This window comes from Mesorhizobium sp. P3_A10, from assembly GCF_056403175.1.
In genome coordinates this window covers 1,187,942-1,203,628 of sequence record NZ_JBFUFZ010000001.1, presented here as the reverse complement: position 1 = coordinate 1,203,628, position 15,687 = coordinate 1,187,942, and the positions used below count along the sequence as shown (strand labels likewise).

16 protein-coding genes are annotated in these 15,687 nt (G+C 63.7%); all 16 read right to left on the bottom strand.

All coding sequences use genetic code 11. The features are described 5' to 3' along the window. Window positions 1-72 precede the first annotated feature (72 nt). Window positions 73-339, bottom strand: coding sequence for a flagellar biosynthesis protein FliQ (gene fliQ / locus AC1DXU_RS05820; RefSeq protein ID WP_258608584.1), 267 nt, complete (start codon window positions 337-339; stop codon window positions 73-75). 27 nt (window positions 340-366) lie between these two features. Further along, complete coding sequence (gene flgD / locus AC1DXU_RS05815) at window positions 367-774, bottom strand: flagellar hook assembly protein FlgD (protein WP_477245856.1); 408 nt, start codon at window positions 772-774, stop codon at window positions 367-369. Continuing rightward, entirely contained in the window at window positions 774-1,217 is a 444-nt protein-coding gene (gene flbT / locus AC1DXU_RS05810) for a flagellar biosynthesis repressor FlbT (RefSeq protein WP_477365450.1), read from the bottom strand. Before flbT ends, flgD begins: the two co-directional genes overlap by 1 nt. After that, entirely contained in the window at window positions 1,214-1,561 is a 348-nt protein-coding gene (flaF, locus tag AC1DXU_RS05805; RefSeq protein WP_477313301.1) for a flagellar biosynthesis regulator FlaF, read from the bottom strand. Before flaF ends, flbT begins: the two co-directional genes overlap by 4 nt. A 31-nt stretch (window positions 1,562-1,592) precedes the next feature. After that, entirely contained in the window at window positions 1,593-2,639 is a 1,047-nt protein-coding gene (locus AC1DXU_RS05800; RefSeq protein WP_477365447.1) for a flagellar hook-associated family protein, read from the bottom strand. Window positions 2,640-2,642: 3 nt separating this feature from the next. Continuing rightward, window positions 2,643-4,097 (bottom strand): flagellar hook-associated protein FlgK, encoded by a 1,455-nt coding sequence (flgK, locus tag AC1DXU_RS05795; protein ID WP_477365444.1) that lies wholly within the window; start codon window positions 4,095-4,097, stop codon window positions 2,643-2,645. 29 nt (window positions 4,098-4,126) lie between these two features. Continuing rightward, complete coding sequence (locus AC1DXU_RS05790) at window positions 4,127-5,380, bottom strand: flagellar hook protein FlgE (RefSeq protein WP_477365441.1); 1,254 nt, start codon at window positions 5,378-5,380, stop codon at window positions 4,127-4,129. 79 nt (window positions 5,381-5,459) lie between these two features. Further along, on the bottom strand, window positions 5,460-6,128 hold the full coding sequence (locus AC1DXU_RS05785; RefSeq protein ID WP_477313293.1) for a response regulator transcription factor: 669 nt from the start codon (window positions 6,126-6,128) through the stop codon (window positions 5,460-5,462). Between the two features lie 222 nt (window positions 6,129-6,350). Beyond that, on the bottom strand, window positions 6,351-6,941 hold the full coding sequence (locus AC1DXU_RS05780; RefSeq protein WP_477365438.1) for a transglycosylase SLT domain-containing protein: 591 nt from the start codon (window positions 6,939-6,941) through the stop codon (window positions 6,351-6,353). Beyond that, window positions 6,871-8,265, bottom strand: a complete 1,395-nt coding sequence (gene fliK / locus AC1DXU_RS05775; protein ID WP_477365435.1) for a flagellar hook-length control protein FliK — start codon at window positions 8,263-8,265, stop codon at window positions 6,871-6,873. The genes AC1DXU_RS05780 and fliK overlap by 71 nt, the downstream gene beginning before the upstream one ends. Continuing rightward, entirely contained in the window at window positions 8,262-9,632 is a 1,371-nt protein-coding gene (locus AC1DXU_RS05770) for a chemotaxis protein MotC (RefSeq protein WP_477365432.1), read from the bottom strand. Before AC1DXU_RS05770 ends, fliK begins: the two co-directional genes overlap by 4 nt. Next, on the bottom strand, window positions 9,629-11,035 hold the full coding sequence (locus AC1DXU_RS05765) for a MotB family protein (RefSeq protein WP_477365429.1): 1,407 nt from the start codon (window positions 11,033-11,035) through the stop codon (window positions 9,629-9,631). The genes AC1DXU_RS05770 and AC1DXU_RS05765 overlap by 4 nt, the downstream gene beginning before the upstream one ends. After that, window positions 11,032-11,658 carry a hypothetical protein gene (locus tag AC1DXU_RS05760; RefSeq protein WP_477365426.1) on the bottom strand — a complete coding sequence of 209 codons (627 nt, stop codon included), beginning with the start codon at window positions 11,656-11,658 and terminating at the stop codon, window positions 11,032-11,034. The genes AC1DXU_RS05765 and AC1DXU_RS05760 overlap by 4 nt, the downstream gene beginning before the upstream one ends. Window positions 11,659-11,661: 3 nt before the next feature. Continuing rightward, window positions 11,662-13,320 carry a flagellar basal-body MS-ring/collar protein FliF gene (gene fliF, locus AC1DXU_RS05755; RefSeq protein ID WP_477365423.1) on the bottom strand — a complete coding sequence of 553 codons (1,659 nt, stop codon included), beginning with the start codon at window positions 13,318-13,320 and terminating at the stop codon, window positions 11,662-11,664. Window positions 13,321-13,453: 133 nt separating this feature from the next. Beyond that, complete coding sequence (locus tag AC1DXU_RS05750; protein ID WP_477365420.1) at window positions 13,454-14,338, bottom strand: flagellin N-terminal helical domain-containing protein; 885 nt, start codon at window positions 14,336-14,338, stop codon at window positions 13,454-13,456. Between the two features lie 260 nt (window positions 14,339-14,598). Beyond that, window positions 14,599-15,483, bottom strand: a complete 885-nt coding sequence (locus AC1DXU_RS05745; protein ID WP_477365417.1) for a flagellin N-terminal helical domain-containing protein — start codon at window positions 15,481-15,483, stop codon at window positions 14,599-14,601. Window positions 15,484-15,687: the final 204 nt, after the last annotated feature.

The window sequence follows — 15,687 nt, the reverse complement described above, 5'->3', positions numbered from 1 at the left end:
AGCAGGTGCGTTGCCGCGAAAGCGCAATCTATCCGGAACCCGGCCGGCTGCAAGCGCGGCCTTGAGCAGCGGCTAGAAGCCGTTTTCGATGCGCTCGAAAATGACGTTGGTGAAAGCCGATATCTGGCTGCCGATAAACGGGCCGGTCAGCGCCACGACCAGCATGATGGCGACGATCTTGGGCACGAAGGTCAGCGTGATTTCCTGGATCTGGGTCAAGGCCTGGATCAGGGCAATGCCGATGCCGACCACCATGGCCACCAGCACCACCGGTGCGGAAGCGGTCAGCACCGTCCACACCGCATACTGGACGATGTCGAGAGCGTCAGCCTCGTTCATGGGATAGCACCCTACCTCGAGATCGGCCTAGCTTGCCGCCTTCACCGAGACGCCCGGGCCAACCGCGATTTCCGTCCCGTTCTGCAGCACCGCGATGAGGCCGCTGCTGGCCAGCCGCACCGACGCTACCGTGCCCGTGGTCTTGCCGTCTGCGGAGGTGATCGAACGGCCGATCAAGGCATCCGCTTGCGACAATGCCGAGGACTGCATGATCTGGTCAAGCTTGGTGTTTGTCTGCACCGATTGCTCGACCTGCGAAAAGGTGGCGAGCTGGGCGACATATTGCGTCGAATCCATCGGCTTCGTCGGATCCTGGTTTTTCATCTCGGCGATCAGCAGCTTCAGGAACGACTGGTAGTCGACCGCCGTCTTCGAGGTTGACTGGGTGGCCTGGTTGGCGCCGGTCGGTATGGTGGTCGTCATGTCCACATTCATCAGTATCGTGCTCCCACAGCCAGCGGGCGCTGCGCACCCGCAACATCGTCATTGCCGCCAAGCGCGCGGCGTTCGAGCGGATAAAGCGCGCGGATCGCCTTCAGCGCCTCGTAGACATGATCCTCGCCGACCATGCGGTCGATCTGCTTCAGCCCGGCGCAGATCTGCTCATCCTCAAAGCTTGCCAGAAGCAGCGGCAGCGAGCGGCGGAACATGTCGCGCGCCTCGACGGCGCCAGAAGGGTTCATCAGCATGACCTGGAGGATGAAATAGAGCTGCTTGAGCGGCGTCGAGGCGTCCTCGGGCTGGATCACATGGCTCTCGAGCAGGAACTGTACGTCGTTCATCAGTTCGACGGTGACCTTGCGATCGACGCGGATGACGGCGCCGTTGATGTAGATCTTCTCGTTGGGTTTCAGCGAGATCTTCAGCGTGTTGGTCATTGAATGCCGTCCCTGATGATCTGGGACACTTCAATCAGCCCCTCGAAATTGTCGGTGCGGCCCTGGCGGATGTCTTCGGTCTCGCGCAGCAGCCACAAGCCGATGGAGATCAGGTTGGCGCGCAGCTCTTTTGGCAGCGCGTTGTCGCTGGAGCCGAGATCGTCGACGAAGGTGGTCCAGATGCGGTTGGTGAAGTGCAGCGCCTCGACCGCCTCCATCGAGCCGTGACCGACAGCGGCCGCCGCCGACAGCATGTCGATCGAGCGGGTCAGCAACTGCCGCTCGCGGTCCTTCGCGTCGGTAACGGAGTCGGTCTGGATGTCGGCGTAGGAGAATTGGTACATCGTTGGGCTCTACCGTTCCATTTGCGAGTTGTCAGGTCAGGTAATTCAACAGGCTGAGTTGCTGCAGGCGCGCCGTCAGCGCGAAAGACGTCTCGATATGCTGCGTAAGATCGGCGACCCGGGTGGCGGCTTCGGCAGGGTCGACACCTTCGAGATCGAGGATGTGCCGCTCGAAAAGATCGACCTGCGTCTTCATGCGGTCGCTGGCGTCGGACACGCGCTTCTGGACAAGACCGGTCTGCGACTGCAACTGGGCGAGCCCGCCGAGTGTGTCGCCGACCAGCGACACGGAACGGGTGACGACCGTATTGCGCGCAGCCTGGCTGATGTTGCCGGACAGCAGGCCGGTGATCATGGCCGACGCCATGGCGAGCTTGCGGATGCTGTCGCTGTTGGCGCTGACCGAGGTCTGGGTGGTGTCGTTGAGCGCGATGCGGCTGGTGATCTGCTGATCGGTGGCACTTGACCAGTTGGTCTGCCAGCCGGGGCCCATGAACTGCGGCACGACATTGCTGGTGATGAAGTTGTCCATCTGTGTGGCGGTGATTGCGGCCGCGGCCGGGGCGTTCTGAGTGAAGCCGAAATAGGCGACGAAGGAGGCGTCGAATGCCGCCTTGGCGGGCGAGCCGGCGGCGGTGAAGTCGTCGATCGGCTTGACGTCGGTGTTGGTGCCGGCGAACAGGTACTCGCCGTTGACGCTGGTGTTGAGGATCGACGTCAGTTGCTGCACCGCCGCATTGCCGGCGTCATGGGTGATGGTGCTGGAGGAATCGCCGGAGGTGGCGGTCAGGGCGGTCAGCAGATTCTGCGCGACGTCGGAGAGCTGGCCAAGCGAATTCTGGGTCGACGAAAGCCGAGCGGTGACCAATGCGTTGGAATCGATGATGACATTCAGCCGGTCGAGATCACGCGAAAAGGTCACGGCCTGAGCGGTGCGCCCGCCAAGCGCCAGGCCTACATCGGCGACCGTGCCCGTCGTCGCCTCTTTCTGGGCTTTGACGAGATCGCTCTGCATGCGCATCTGCGAATAGCGCTGAGCGTTTGACATGGCGGCCGAGGAGACGGATGTCGCTTTCATGGCTTATCCCACGGCATCGAGCAGGGCGGACAGCATGTCGTCGACGGTCTTCATCATGCGGGCCGAGGCTTGGTAGGTGTGTTCGAGGTCGAGCAGCAGCGACATTTCCTGGTCGACGTTGACGCCGGTGTCGTTGGACAGCGCCTCGGCCGTGCGCGTCGCCAGCGCTTCCTTGGTGTCGGCATTGGTCGAGGCCTGCTTGCGCACGCTTTCGAACCAGCCAATGGCATTGGCGGCGTAGTTGGCGACACTGGAAGCGACGGTGATGCCGGCGGACGGATCGAAAGCCATCGGCTTGTCGAGCTTGTCGCCATAGCCGATCAAAAGGTCTGCGTAGGAAGCGCCGCCGCTGGTGTTGGCTACATAGGCAGCGCCATTGGCGCCGCCATCGCGCAGCAGCGTCACATTGCCGCCGACGCTCGGATCCATCGCCGCGTTGACGCTGATCGAGCCGGCAAGGCCGTTGACCAGCGTGCCGGCCGGCGGCACGGCGGGCGCACCCGACCAGGTGAACAGGCCGGCTGCGTCGGGCAGCGCCGGCGCGGTCTCGGCAAAGGCGGTGATGAGCCCGCGCGCGGTCTCGTCGAGCTGGCTCTGCATGGTTGCGGCGACGCCGTCGCGCAATGTGATCAGGCCGGCGATCTTGCCGTCGGCGCTGGCGTTGCCGCCGGAGCCCGCGGAGACCGGTACGTTGTCGATGTAGACCGTGTTGCCGGCGACCCCGGCGGCATAGCCGGGCGATGGTGTGAAGGTCACCGAGCGCGGTATCGTTTCGAACAGCGTCGTGCCGTCCTTGGTGGTGATGACCATGTCGTTGTCGCCGCGCGTGAAGGTCGACACCGGAACGTATTCCGAAATCTTCTTCAGCAGCGCGTCACGCTGGTCGAGCGCATCCGACACATCGCTGCCCGACCGGGTGCCGGAGATGATGGCCTTGTTGGCATCCTGGAACTGGCTGAGCAGCGCGTTGAGATCATCGACCGCAGTCTTAATCTCGCCGTCGGTCTGGGTGCGGAAATCCTGGATCGCCTTGGTGCCGTCGTTCAGCGAACGCGTGACCTGCTTGGCCGCCTCGACGACGCTGGCGCCGAGGTTGGGGTTCGACGGCGAGGTGGCATAGAGTTGCAGCGCCTGCTGCAGATTGCCGATCGCGGTCGACGGTGAGGACGCGTTGTCAACGCCGTTGACGGCAAGGTCCAGCCGGTCCATGCCGCTGGAGAGCGTGCTCTGGCCGCTCCATGCCGACAGCGCGCTGAGGTTCTGGCGAAACAGCAAGGCGTTGGCGGCGCGCTGAATCTCCACCGAGCGCGCGCCGGGCGCCGTGCTGGTGACGACGGCCGTGCGGCGGGCGTAGTCCGGATTGGAGGCATCGGCAACGTTGCGGGAGACGATGCTGGTCTGCTTCGACGTGGTCAGAAGTGCCGACTGGGCGATGCTCAATGCGGAGGTAAGCGACATGCGGGTCTTTCACGGGCTGGCGCCCGTCGTTATCTTTTCAGGTTGACAAGGACGTCCATCAGGTCGGAACCAGTCTGGAAGACTTTCGAATTTGCGGTGTAGCTGCGCTGCGCCGCGATCATGTTGGTCAATTCCTCGGCGATATCGACGTTGGAATTCTCCAACGCGCCGGAGATGATGCTGCCGAGCTTGCCTTCATTGGCGAAGCCTATGCGCACGGTGCCGGAGTCCGTGCTCTGCGCATAGATATTGCCGGGCAGTGCGGTGAGGTTGTCGGCGCTCTGGACGTCGGCCAGCGGGATCTTGAAGAGCGGCTTGGTCGAACCGTCCTGATACTGGGCGTAGATGACGCCGTCTTCGCCGATCTGGATCTTTTCGATGGTGCTGGGAGCGTTGCCGTTGACCTTTGCCTCGGAGACGGTGAAGCCGGTGCCGAGCTGGGTCAGCTTGGACAGATCGAGATCAAGCGACGCGCCGCCCGGTACGGGGATCGTAATTGAGTTGACAGCGCCGGTGAGCTTGCCGGTGGTGGTGTCGAATGTCAGGTTGGCCGCAGCCAGTGCACCACCCGTGTAGGGGAAGGATGTGCCGGGCGTCGCCTTGGACTGGTCGAACACGGAGACCGACCAGGTGCCGGTGCCGGTGTTGGTGAAATAGACGTCGAGCAGCTTCTTGTTGCCGAGATTGTCGTAGGTGACCATCGAGGATTTCGACGTGTACTCTGCCGTCGCGCTGTTGGTCGACGGCAGCGGACCGGCGGGCGGCGTGGCGCCAGCCGGCAGATTGGCGTTGAAGTTGCCCGTGGTGCTCGGCGTTGCCGTCATTTCCTGATCGGAGATCTGGACCGGGACCAGGCCTTCGAAGCCGTTGGCGGTGGCAGCAGGCACGCCATTGGCGTAGCTGTAGGCCATCAGCTGGTAGCCGGCCGCGTTGACCAGCCGACCCTGGGCGTCGGGAACGAAGGCGCCGGCGCGGGTGAGGAAAGGCGTTCCGCTGGGATCCTGGACGACGAAGAAGCCGTTGCCGTTGACCGCCAGGTCGGAGACCGAGGTCGTATACTGCAGCACGCCCTGGGCACTGATCGCCGATCGGATCGTGGTGTTGACGCCGCCGGAATTATAGGCGCCGCCGACCTGCGGCATGATCAGCGTCGAAAACTCGGCGGAGGACCGCTTGTAGCCCGTGGTGTCGGAATTGGCGATGTTGTCGGCTGTCGTCGACAGGCGGTTTGCCTGTGCGTTCATGCCGGACACGCCGGTCCGCATCATTCCGTAAAGGCTCATCGAAACGTCTCCTCAATGCCCATATTGCTGGCTGTGAGGGTACGCTTTCTGTCTTGCGCGAGGCTGGCGGAGGTCGGCATCAATAGACGAGCCGATAGCCGAGGAAGCGCTTGGAATCGATCGGATCGTGGCCGAGCTTTTCACGCAGCTTCTTGCGCAGTTTGCTGATGTGGCTCTCCACCACGTTCTCCTCGACCTCTTCGTCGAAGATGCCGTAGATGGCGTTGAAAACCTGGGTCTTGGTGACGCGGCGGCCGCGGTTGCCCGCCAGATATTCGAGGATGCGGCGCTCGCGGCGCGGCAAGGGCAAAGGCTGGCCGTCGATCTCGGGATCGCGGCCGTCCATGAAGATGCGCATGGCGCCGATCTCGGTGTAGGCCACGTCTTCGTGAGCGCGGCGGCGGATGGCAGTGATGCGGGCCAGGATCTCGCGGATATGAACCGGCTTGCGGATGACGTCGTCGACGCCGCTCTCGAACAGCCGAAGCGTATTTTCGAGCGAGTGCTGTTCGCTGAGCGCAATGACCGGTGCGCCGGTGCGATCGCGGATCTGGCGCGGCGAGATTGCGCCCTCGCGGCAGTCGCCGATAAGGAAGGCTCTGACCGACCTCAGATCGGTGTCTGCCGCCGACGTTACCCACTCGCCGAATTCGCCGGGCGCGAAGCCTGCACAGGCGACGCCCTCACGATCGAAAAGTGAATTGTATCCCTCAGTTACGAGCTCACGCTCGTCAACGATCACGATCATCGGCCCGCCCTCCGAATCAGCTCATCTGCCCCGTGTGAAAAGGCGTATCCGGTGGCGAGATTCGTGAACAACCGTCATTTCTTGTAGCTATTTTCTTGGGAGTTTTTTTGAGGTTCGAAATAAGGGCGGTCGCGCGGCTGCTTCGGTGGCTGCACGCGCCGACGACGATGCGAGCATCGGCAGGGCCGGGCAAAGGCCTACAGCCGTGACCATCGAAGACAGCTATGGGTTGCAGAAGTTTCGGGCGTTCGCAGTCCACTTGCCGAAGCCGGTGGCGACCATGTTGGCGATGACGCGGCAGACATAGATCTTCTGTGCGGGATCGTTGTCGGGACCGGCATGGTAGCGGGCGACGGCCATCGACCACGTCACATGACGGGCATGCAGAGCGGCCAGGAACCGCGCCGCATAGTCGACATTCTGACGCGGATCGAGCATGTCGTCGACGCTGCGGAAATGCGAGGCATGATAGTGGTGGTTGATCTGCATGCAGCCGAGATCGATCAGTGTCTTGCCCTCGCGCCGGGCATTTTCGAACGTCGCCAGCGCCTCGCTGCGGCTCCTGGGAAAGACAGCTTTTCCCTCTATATTCAAGGCGTTGGGTTGCAAGCTGCCCTTGTTGCCGGTCTCGGTCAAGCCGACAGCGTAGAGGATGCCGGCGGGCACGCCATAGCGATCGGCGGCGCGCAGGATCTCCGGTTCGCACGGGTTGGTGGCGGCGCTCGCGACACCGGCAGCGAGGCTAGATAAACATATCGTCGCCAGCACGCTCGCGAGCAGGCGAAGCCGCACGGCCAAATTCGTGTGCGTCATTGCTGTTGTTCCTTCCCGGTTGCTGGCCGCCGGAACCGGCATTGTTGCCGCTTGAGTTGCCGGGTTGAAAGGAGGGCTGATCGCGACCCGAAGACATCGGCAAGGCGCTGCTGGCATCGGTGCGAGTCGCGGCGGGGACTGCTATCGAGGGTTGCAGGATGGTGACCTTGTCGACATCGAAACCGAGACCGCGCAGGGACTTGACGATGGCCTCGCTGTCAGTGGTCAGACGGCGATAGGCCTCATGCGTTTCGGGCTTCAGTTCGATCGACAACTGTTCCCCGGCAAGCCGCATGCTGGCCGTGACGACGCCGAGTTCAGCCGGATGCAGCTCGATCTTCAAAACATGTGTCGGAACGGCAACAGAGCTGGTCATTTGAGAGGTCGTCGAAGGCGTCGAAAGAGCCTGCCGCAAGCCATCCGAAGCGATCGCATCAACCAGAGCCGACGCCGTCTGGCTGATCGGGTTCTGGGCGGGCGCCGGAAAACTCTGCTCGGCGACGATTTCAATGCGTCCGCCGGACGCGTCTTGTTTTCCGGTATCGGAACGCAGGGCGGACTGGATCGCTTCAAGGCCCTTCATCACCGGCGCGGTGCGCTTGGCTTCCGGTGCAGAAATGTCGGCCGCCGGCTGATCCTTCAGCAGGGGCGCCAGATCATCCTGATGCGAGGGTTCGTCGGAAGCAGGTCCGATCCGATCCGTCTGTTGGCGCTCTTTCTGGCCGGATAGACCTGCAGCGACCAGGGCGCCTTCGGAACGCGACAGGGCAGCAAGTGCGTCGGTGTCGACGCCGGACGCGGCGCGGAATTTCTTCGTCGGAGCGGACAGCTGTTCGGCAGGACGAGGCTGGCCGCCGAGCGCCGGATCCGGTGCCCGTTCGTCTGCAGTGGCGATGCGTGCGTCGGTCTTGGCCGATGTCGAGAAATGGCGCATGTCGTGCAGTGCCATCAGCAACGGCAGATGATCCTGAAGTGGCGTTGCGATTGCACCTTGCCCGCTCTCGTCGCTGTCGGCCGAGGCCTTGTCCGAATTGGGATCGTCCTTTGCGGCTTTTGCGGCGGGCAGTTTCGGCGAGGCAGCCTTGCCCGATTCGGTTGGGGCAGGCTCTGCCTTGCCAAGACCGGCCAGGGCGCGCTTGGCCCATCGCGGGCCGTGGGCGCCAGCTTCGGTTGCCTGCGGGTTTTCCGGCGCGGCTGGCTTTTCGTCGTCACGCACCATTTTGCCGAAGCTTGTATCGTCGCTCTTCTCGCCTGTCGCGGACTTCGCCGACGGCGCGCGCGCAGCAGCGAATCCCGGAAGGGCCTGGCCAACACTGGTGGTCATTTCGGGGCGGCTCCAAGCATCTGGTCGATCGTGTCGAGCTGACGCCGCGCCTTGATCATGGCGGCGTCGGTGGGGTCGTTCGGGTCGAGGCCGGCTGCAGGCGCCGACACGGGCAGGACGGAAGCCGCATCGCCGGCAGCGGCGGCGACAGCCGACGCGTCCGGCACCGGCGCGGCAGGTTTGTCGGATGACGCGACGGGTTGTTCGGGCATCGCGCCTTCGACCGGCGGGAGGCCGGTTTCATCGGGCTTTGCCGCGGCAGCGGTTTCGGCTGCCGGCTTCTGTTCGGCGGCGGCTGGCGCAGGCTTTTCGACGGGAAGGGCGGTTGGCGGCGCGATCACTTCGCTGGCGACCGCTTGCGCGGCATCGAGCAAGGCGCGGTCGCCCTCCGAAAGCTTGCTGCGGTCGATCTTGCCCAGCGCGGCGCGCACGTCGTCGATGGTGCCGGACGTTACCGTGGAAAGGCCGGCATAAAGCGAGGCGCGCGGATCGTCGGCGTTGTGGATACCGTCGCGGCCCTGACCGGCTCTGGCCGAGGCGAAGGTGGAAAGATCATTCAGCCCGTCGATCGCGGCGCGGCGGGCGATGCGCAGATAAATCACCTTCTCGCGCTCGGGATCCATCATCGCGGTGATGTCGGCAAGCTTGTCGACGCTCATGGCCATATGCAGCGCAATGACGCCGGAGACGAAGGAGTCCGCGAACTGGCTGGCATAGGGCGAATAGAGATAATCTTCGACGTACTGGGTGGAGGCGAGCGCGAAGCGCGCGCCATCCCCTATGGTGGCGGCAATGCCGACCGAGCGGCGCAATGCCGCCTCTTCGACCAGCGTGCCGGGGCCAAGCAGGCGGGCCTCGTCAAGCAGCTTGAGCGCCTTGGCCGGTTCCTCAGTGGCAAGCAGCGAGCCCTTGACCAGAGCCAGGAATGCCCCGATGTCGCTTGGCAGGGTCATCGGGTCGATCGGCTTCAGCGTTTCGATCGCCTCGGCCGGCCGGCCGTTGAGGTAGCTGATGATGCCCTTAGCGATGGCAAGGCTCTGCGGGTCGGTCTGGGCGCGCGACGCGGCCGCCTCGACAGTGACGGGGTTGCCGCCGCTCATGCCGTAGACCAGCAAGGCGCGCAAATTCTTAGGGTCCTTGAAATCGTCCGCATCTGCCGCACGAAGCCGTGCGTCGGCCATTTCGAGCAGCTTGGCCTGCATCGGCAGTGCGGCATGGTCGCCGGAAGCGATGCGGTCCTGGACCAGCTGCAGCGAGCGCACAAGTTGATATGGTTGCAACGCATCCTGGGCGAAGGCCGCCGGTGCGTGTCCGGCGCTCAGCAGCAACAGGCCGAGGGCGCGGCCGATGATGGCGGCGGGTCTCATCCGTCGGTCGACATCAGGATTTCGATGCGGCGGTTGGCGGCGGCCATCGGGTTGGCAGGATCCTTTGGCTGACGGTCGGCGAAGCCTGCGACCTCGGTGATGCGACGCTCGTCGACGCCGCCGCGGACAAGCATGTAGTAGGCGGAATGGGCGCGTGCCGTGGACAGCCGCCAATTGTCATAGGTGTCGCTGCGAAACGGCCGTGCGTCGGTATGGCCGTTGATGCTGATGGTGCCCTTTTGGCTGTTGACGATGCGGCCGATCTTTTCCATCGCCAGCACCAGTTCGCGGCTCGGCAAGGCCGAGCCGATCTCGAACATGCCGAAATCGAGCTGATCGGTGATCGAGATGACGACGCCCTTGTCGGTGGCCTCGACCGAGACGCCATCATGCAGTTTGTCGCCGGGTTTGAAGGCATCGGCCAGTTGCTGCTTGACCTGCGCCGCGGCCTTGACGGCGGCGGCACTCGGCGCCTTTTCCGTGGTTTCGGGCTTGGCCACTTCTTCCGCCGTTGCGGCTTCGACCTTGGCAGCCTCTTCCGCCTTCGCGGCTTCGGCTTTAGCAGCTTCGGGCTCGGCAGCTTCGGCCTTGGCGATTTCGAGCTTCGCGGCTTCAGCCTTTTTCTCTGCCGCCGTCTTCGGCGCTGCCTTGTCCGGTGCGGATGTCGCCGGCGGCTCGGATGGTGTTTCCGCCACAGGCGGTGCCGGCGGGACGGCTTTCACCTTGGGCACCTGCGTTTGCGCGACCTTGTCGCCGGGCTTGACCGGATCGCCTTCGATCTTTGCGCGTTCGGCACTGGCCTCGGCGGCGGGGGCTGCGACCTGCTGCGACCAGAAATCCGGGGCGAAGGGATCGCGATAGGATTCGCCGCCGGACGCGCCCGTCGCCGGGCCAGCATTCTGCACGCCGCCATCGCCCTTTTGGCTGACGTTCTGCATGACACCGGTGTCGGTGGCGATTTCGGAAAGAACCGCATAGGGATCGGCAAAGAGATGCTGGTCGGACAGATCCGTTTTCGGCGCCGATTGCTTCGGCTGCTGCTTGTCCGCGGAACCGGCGGTGCCGGCGCTATCCTGCCCGGACTTGGCGGTCGTCTTGTCGTTCTGGTCCTGTGCCGCCGGCGCGACCTTGCTGGGGCCATCGCCGAGATCTTCCAGGCCCTTGCGGCTGGCATTGCGGTCGATCAGCTTGACCGGATTGAAGTAGCTGGCGACGGCTGCCTTGGTCTGCTCGTTGGCGGCGTTGATCAGCCACATGACGAGGAAGAAGCACATCATGGCGGTCATGAAATCGGCGAAGGCGATTTTCCAGACACCGCCGTGATGGCCTTCATCATGATCGTGATGATTGCGCTTGACGATGATGATCTCGTGCCTGGCTTCCGCGGCGTCGATAGCGCTCATGACAAGGCCTCGGACAAAGCGGCCGACCATTCGGCGATACGCGTCTCGAAGACGGCCTCGTCGATGGCGACGGTAAGGTCGAAGCCGGGCATTTCGACGAAGGCGAGATTGGCGGCGCGGGGGCCGAGCGCGGTCTTCAACGTTTCGAACAGCGACAGCGGCCCGCGAACACCGATGCGCACCGCTTCGTTGTCGGCGACGGCTTCGCTTATGGTGCGGGCAAGGGCTTCCAGCGAGCGCTTCTGCAAATCGTCGCTGACAATGCCGCCGATGACACGGGCAACGGTGGCGCTGACGAGGCGGATTACTTCCGCCTCCATGGCGTCGACGCCCGTGGCGACGGCGTTGCCGAGATCGCCGCCGAAGCTCTCGAGAAAAATCTTTGCCTCATCGGCATTGGCCTGGCGCTCCGCCTCGAGCGCCGCTTCATGGGCAATGGCAAGGCGCGCCTCAAGCGCGGCCTCGGCGTCGGCAACCGCTTCGGCGATCAGCGCGCCGATATCTGCCTGAGGCGCGGGTGCATCCGGCTTGCGCGGCGGCTCGGTTGCCGCCTGGGGCTGGCCGCTGCGCGGGGCGCGCGAGCCGAAATCCGGCAGAAGGTCAAAGAGCGCTGCTGTGGGCATGGTCTACCCCGCGACTTCCTGAGCCGCCCATTTGCGCAGGATCTGCGCGGTGCGCTCCTCGTTGATGTCGACCATGCGGGCAAGACGCTCCTGTGGTGCCGGCCTGATCTTCTGGCGCAAATCGTCAAGCGGGGTGGAGCTCGGCCGAGAACCCGGCAAGACGCCGACGGGAGCGGAAGGTGCTTCGGAAGCGGCGCTGGCTTCGGGCGTCGGCAGCGAGCGCTGGACATCGTCGAAGCTCGGGCCGGCGAGAGCAGGGGTAGTGGTGGCCCTCGCCGTCAGCGAGGCGGCCATCGGCCTGAGGCCGAAGAAGGCGACCAGGAACACGACGACGATGAATGCACCGGCGTTGATCAGCGTGCCGGCATAGGTCCCGATGGATGCGAGCATGCCGGGTTGCTCGATCGGCTCGCCATCCAGCCCGTCGATGAATTCGACCGCCGAGACGTCGATAATATCGCCGCGCTTGTCGTCGAAGCCGGTGGCCGACACCACCATCTTCTGGATGTCGGCGACGCGCTTGGCAATCTGCTCCGGCGTCGCGTCCTTGCCGAGGATGGTCATCAGCCGCTGCTGGTTGACGACGACGGCAATCGACATCTTGGTGACGGAATAGCCGTTGGAGGTGGTGGCGATCTTCTTGGAGTTGATCTCGTAATTGGTGATCTCCTCCTTGCGGTCGTTCTCGGAGGACGATTGCGGGCCGTCGGTGCTGGCCGCCTGGGTCTCGGGCAGGTTCTGCTCGACGCTGGCCGGCGTCGACGCCTGCTTCTGGCTGTTGTTCTCGTTGGCGCGCACCGACTGCACCGAGCGTTCGACGCGCGACTCCGGATCGAAGATCGTCTCTTCGGTCTGGCGGGTGTCGGTGTTGACGTCGGCCTTGACGCTGGCGCGGAAATTGTCGGGGCCGAGATAGGGCGTCAAGGCGCGGCGGATGTTGTCGCCGATCTGCGCTTCGACGGTCTGCTCGACGCCGAGCGTGCGGGCGGCGCTGGTGTTGGAAGGATCGTCGCCGGCTGCCAGAAGATTGCCGTTGGAATCGAGCACGGTGACCTTGTCGGCCGAAAGACCTGGAACAGCGGCGGCGACGAGATGGCGGATCGACATGGCGCTCTTTTCGGCGTCGATGCCGGAATAGCGGATGACGACCGAGGCGGAAGGCTGTTGTTCGTCGCGGCGGAAATTGGCGCGCTCGGACATGACGATGTGGACACGCGCGGCCTTGATGCCCGAGATCGACTGGATGGTGCGGGCGATCTCGCCTTCAAGCGCGCGCACCCGGGTGATCTGCTGCATGAAGGATGTCAGGCCGAGCGAGCCGACATTGTCGAACAGCTCATAGCCGGCATTGGCGCTGGTCGGCAGACCCTTCTCGGCGAGCAGCATGCGTGCCTGGGCGGTGGTGCCGGCCGGCACCAGCACGGTGGTTCCATCGGGGCCGACGTCGAAGCCGATGCCGGCCTCGCCGAGCACGAGACCGATCTGGTTCACATCGGAGCGTTCGAGCCCGACATAGAGCGTGTCATAGGCCGGGCGGTTGAGATAGACCGAAGCAACGCCGATGACGGTCATCACCAGCGCGGCGATGCCAGCCAGCATGGCGAGGCGTTTGACGCCAAACCCCTGGAGATTCGAGATGATCCTCTGGATCTGTTCCGGCACGGTTCAATCGCTCCCAGCATGACTGTCCGCAGGAACAGTAGACCGCGAAGCTTGTGCGAAGATGATAGGGGCAAACGAAAAGGCCGCGCCCGAGGCGCGGCCTTTCGACGAAATTGCGAGATCAGCCGGAACCTTAGTTCTTGAACAGCGCCAGGATCGACTGCGAGTTGCCGTTGGCGATCGAGAGCGACTGGATACCGAGCTGCTGCTGGACCTGAAGGGCCTGCAGGCGGGTCGATTCCTTGTTCATGTCGGCATCGACCAATGCACCGACGCCCTTGTCGATCGAGTCGCTCAGATTGGAGAGAAAGCTCTTCTGGGTGTCGACGCGCGACTTGGCGGCGCCGAGATAGGCGGCACCGGTGGACAGTTTGGCAAGTGCGGTTTCGACGCTGCCCAGTGCCGTGTCGATTGCCCCGGGCGTGACCTGGGCGGCGCTCGGGTCGAAGAACGCCGCAGCAAGCAGGCCGCCGACGATGCCACCGGTGCCGGCGAGGTCGAGAACCTGCGTATCGGAAGCCTTGACGTCGATCGTGTCGATGGTGACGGTCGTGCCGGTGCGGTTGTAGGACGCAACGATCTTCAGGTCGGACGCGGTCAGGCCGTCGTTCTGCAACAGGTTCGAGCCGGCATAGCTGGCGTTGGTGACAGACGACTTGATCTGCGCCTGGATGGCCTTGATTTCGGTCGCGATCTTCTGCTGGTCGTCCTGGCTGGCGCTGCGGGCGGTGACGAGCTTGGCCTTGATCGAGTCGACCTGGTCCTTGATGTCGGTGATGGCGGTGTAGGCGGTGTCGACTTTGCCGGCGCCGAGGCCGAGCGCGTCCTGGACGGCCGAAAGCGCCTTATTGTCCGAGCGCATGGTGGTGGCGATCGACCAGTAGGCGGCGTTGTCGCTGGCGGTGGCGACGCGGTAGCCGGTCGAAATGCGCGCTTGCGTCGTTTCGAGCGACTTGTTGGTGGCGTTGAGGCTCTGAAGTGCCGTCAACGCCGCAGCGTTCGTCATAATGCTTGCCAAGATACACCCCTTTTAAAAGCAGGCCTGCTCGCGCATGCCTGGTCAACCCTGTTCGACAGGAGGGCATCATGCCAACCGGTCTGTCCATCACACGTATGGTTAACCATGAGTAGCGCGATATGGTTAATGCCTTCTTAAAAGTGACGCGGACAGGCACCAAGCGGCAAGTTTCGGGGCGGTGGGTTACGCACAAAAGAAATCGGGCCGCGCTGGTGGCGCGGCCCGATCTATTGGCTTGCTTCGTGGTGAAGCGGAAGCGATTAGCCGCGGAACAGCGACAGGATCGACTGCGAGTTGCCGTTGGCGATCGACAGCGCCTGGACGCCGAGCTGCTGCTGGACCTGAAGGGCCTGCAGGCGGGTCGATTCCTTATTCATGTCGGCATCGACCAGCGAGCCGACGCCCTTGTCGATCGAGTCGCTCAGGTTGGAGAGGAAGCTCTTCTGAGTGTCGATACGCGACTTGGCGGCGCCGAGCGAGGCAGCACCCGTCGACAGCTTGCCAAGCGCGGTTTCAACGCTGCCCAGTGCCGTGTCGATGGCGCTGTCGGCGATTTGGGCGGCGCTCGGATCGAAGAACGTCGTGGCGAGCAGGCCGCCGACGATGCCACCCGTGCCGGCGATGTCGAGAACCTGCGTGTCGGCAGCCTTGACGTCGATCGTGTCGATGGTGACGGTCGCGCCGGTGCGGTTGTAGGATGCAACGATCTTCAGGTCGGAGGTCGCGGCTGCGTTGTTCTGCAGCAGGTTCGAACCGGCGAAGTTGGCGTTGGTGACAGACGACTTGATCTGCGCCTGGATGGCGTTGATTTCGGTCGCGATCTTCTGCTGGTCTTCCTTGCTGGCGCCGCGAGCGGTGACGAGCTTGGTCTTGATCAGATCGACCTGGTCCTTGACGTCGTTGATGGCGGTGTAGGCGGTGTCGACCTTGCCGGCGCCGAGGCCGAGCGAGTCCTGGACGGCCGAAAGCGCCTTGTTGTCGGATTTCATGGAGGTCGCGATCGACCAGTAAGCGGCGTTATCGCTGGCGGTGGCGACGCGGTAGCCGGTCGAGATGCGCGACTGGGTGGTTTCGAGCTGCTTGTTGGTGTTGTTCAGGCTCTGCAGCGCGGTCAGCGCCGAGGCATTGGTCATGATACTGGACATGGCTACTCGTACCTTGTTTTTACAGGTGTTTTTTTGACATACCGGTATGTCCGGTATGACGGAGCGGCATCATGCCAATGATCGTGAGACCCGATCACCCGCCATCTGCAGGCGAATATGCGGGCAAGTCCCTACCAAACGGCTAAACGGGACGGTTAATCGAAAATATATTGCATAAAATTCGAGCGAGCGCGGCGCGAGCCG

What these genes read in the sequence shown, in the direction of transcription:
- fliQ (WP_258608584.1), bottom strand. Translation starts at nt 339, where the DNA reads ATGAACGAGGCTGACGCTCTCGACATCGTCCAGTATGCGGTGTGGACG.
- flgD (WP_477245856.1), bottom strand. Translation starts at nt 774, where the DNA reads ATGAATGTGGACATGACGACCACCATACCGACCGGCGCCAACCAGGCC.
- flbT (WP_477365450.1), bottom strand. Translation starts at nt 1,217, where the DNA reads ATGACCAACACGCTGAAGATCTCGCTGAAACCCAACGAGAAGATCTAC.
- flaF (WP_477313301.1), bottom strand. Translation starts at nt 1,561, where the DNA reads ATGTACCAATTCTCCTACGCCGACATCCAGACCGACTCCGTTACCGAC.
- AC1DXU_RS05800 (WP_477365447.1), bottom strand. Translation starts at nt 2,639, where the DNA reads ATGAAAGCGACATCCGTCTCCTCGGCCGCCATGTCAAACGCTCAGCGC.
- flgK (WP_477365444.1), bottom strand. Translation starts at nt 4,097, where the DNA reads ATGTCGCTTACCTCCGCATTGAGCATCGCCCAGTCGGCACTTCTGACC.
- AC1DXU_RS05790 (WP_477365441.1), bottom strand. Translation starts at nt 5,380, where the DNA reads ATGAGCCTTTACGGAATGATGCGGACCGGCGTGTCCGGCATGAACGCA.
- AC1DXU_RS05785 (WP_477313293.1), bottom strand. Translation starts at nt 6,128, where the DNA reads ATGATCGTGATCGTTGACGAGCGTGAGCTCGTAACTGAGGGATACAAT.
- AC1DXU_RS05780 (WP_477365438.1), bottom strand. Translation starts at nt 6,941, where the DNA reads ATGACGCACACGAATTTGGCCGTGCGGCTTCGCCTGCTCGCGAGCGTG.
- fliK (WP_477365435.1), bottom strand. Translation starts at nt 8,265, where the DNA reads ATGACCACCAGTGTTGGCCAGGCCCTTCCGGGATTCGCTGCTGCGCGC.
- AC1DXU_RS05770 (WP_477365432.1), bottom strand. Translation starts at nt 9,632, where the DNA reads ATGAGACCCGCCGCCATCATCGGCCGCGCCCTCGGCCTGTTGCTGCTG.
- AC1DXU_RS05765 (WP_477365429.1), bottom strand. Translation starts at nt 11,035, where the DNA reads ATGAGCGCTATCGACGCCGCGGAAGCCAGGCACGAGATCATCATCGTC.
- AC1DXU_RS05760 (WP_477365426.1), bottom strand. Translation starts at nt 11,658, where the DNA reads ATGCCCACAGCAGCGCTCTTTGACCTTCTGCCGGATTTCGGCTCGCGC.
- AC1DXU_RS05745 (WP_477365417.1), bottom strand. Translation starts at nt 15,483, where the DNA reads ATGTCCAGTATCATGACCAATGCCTCGGCGCTGACCGCGCTGCAGAGC.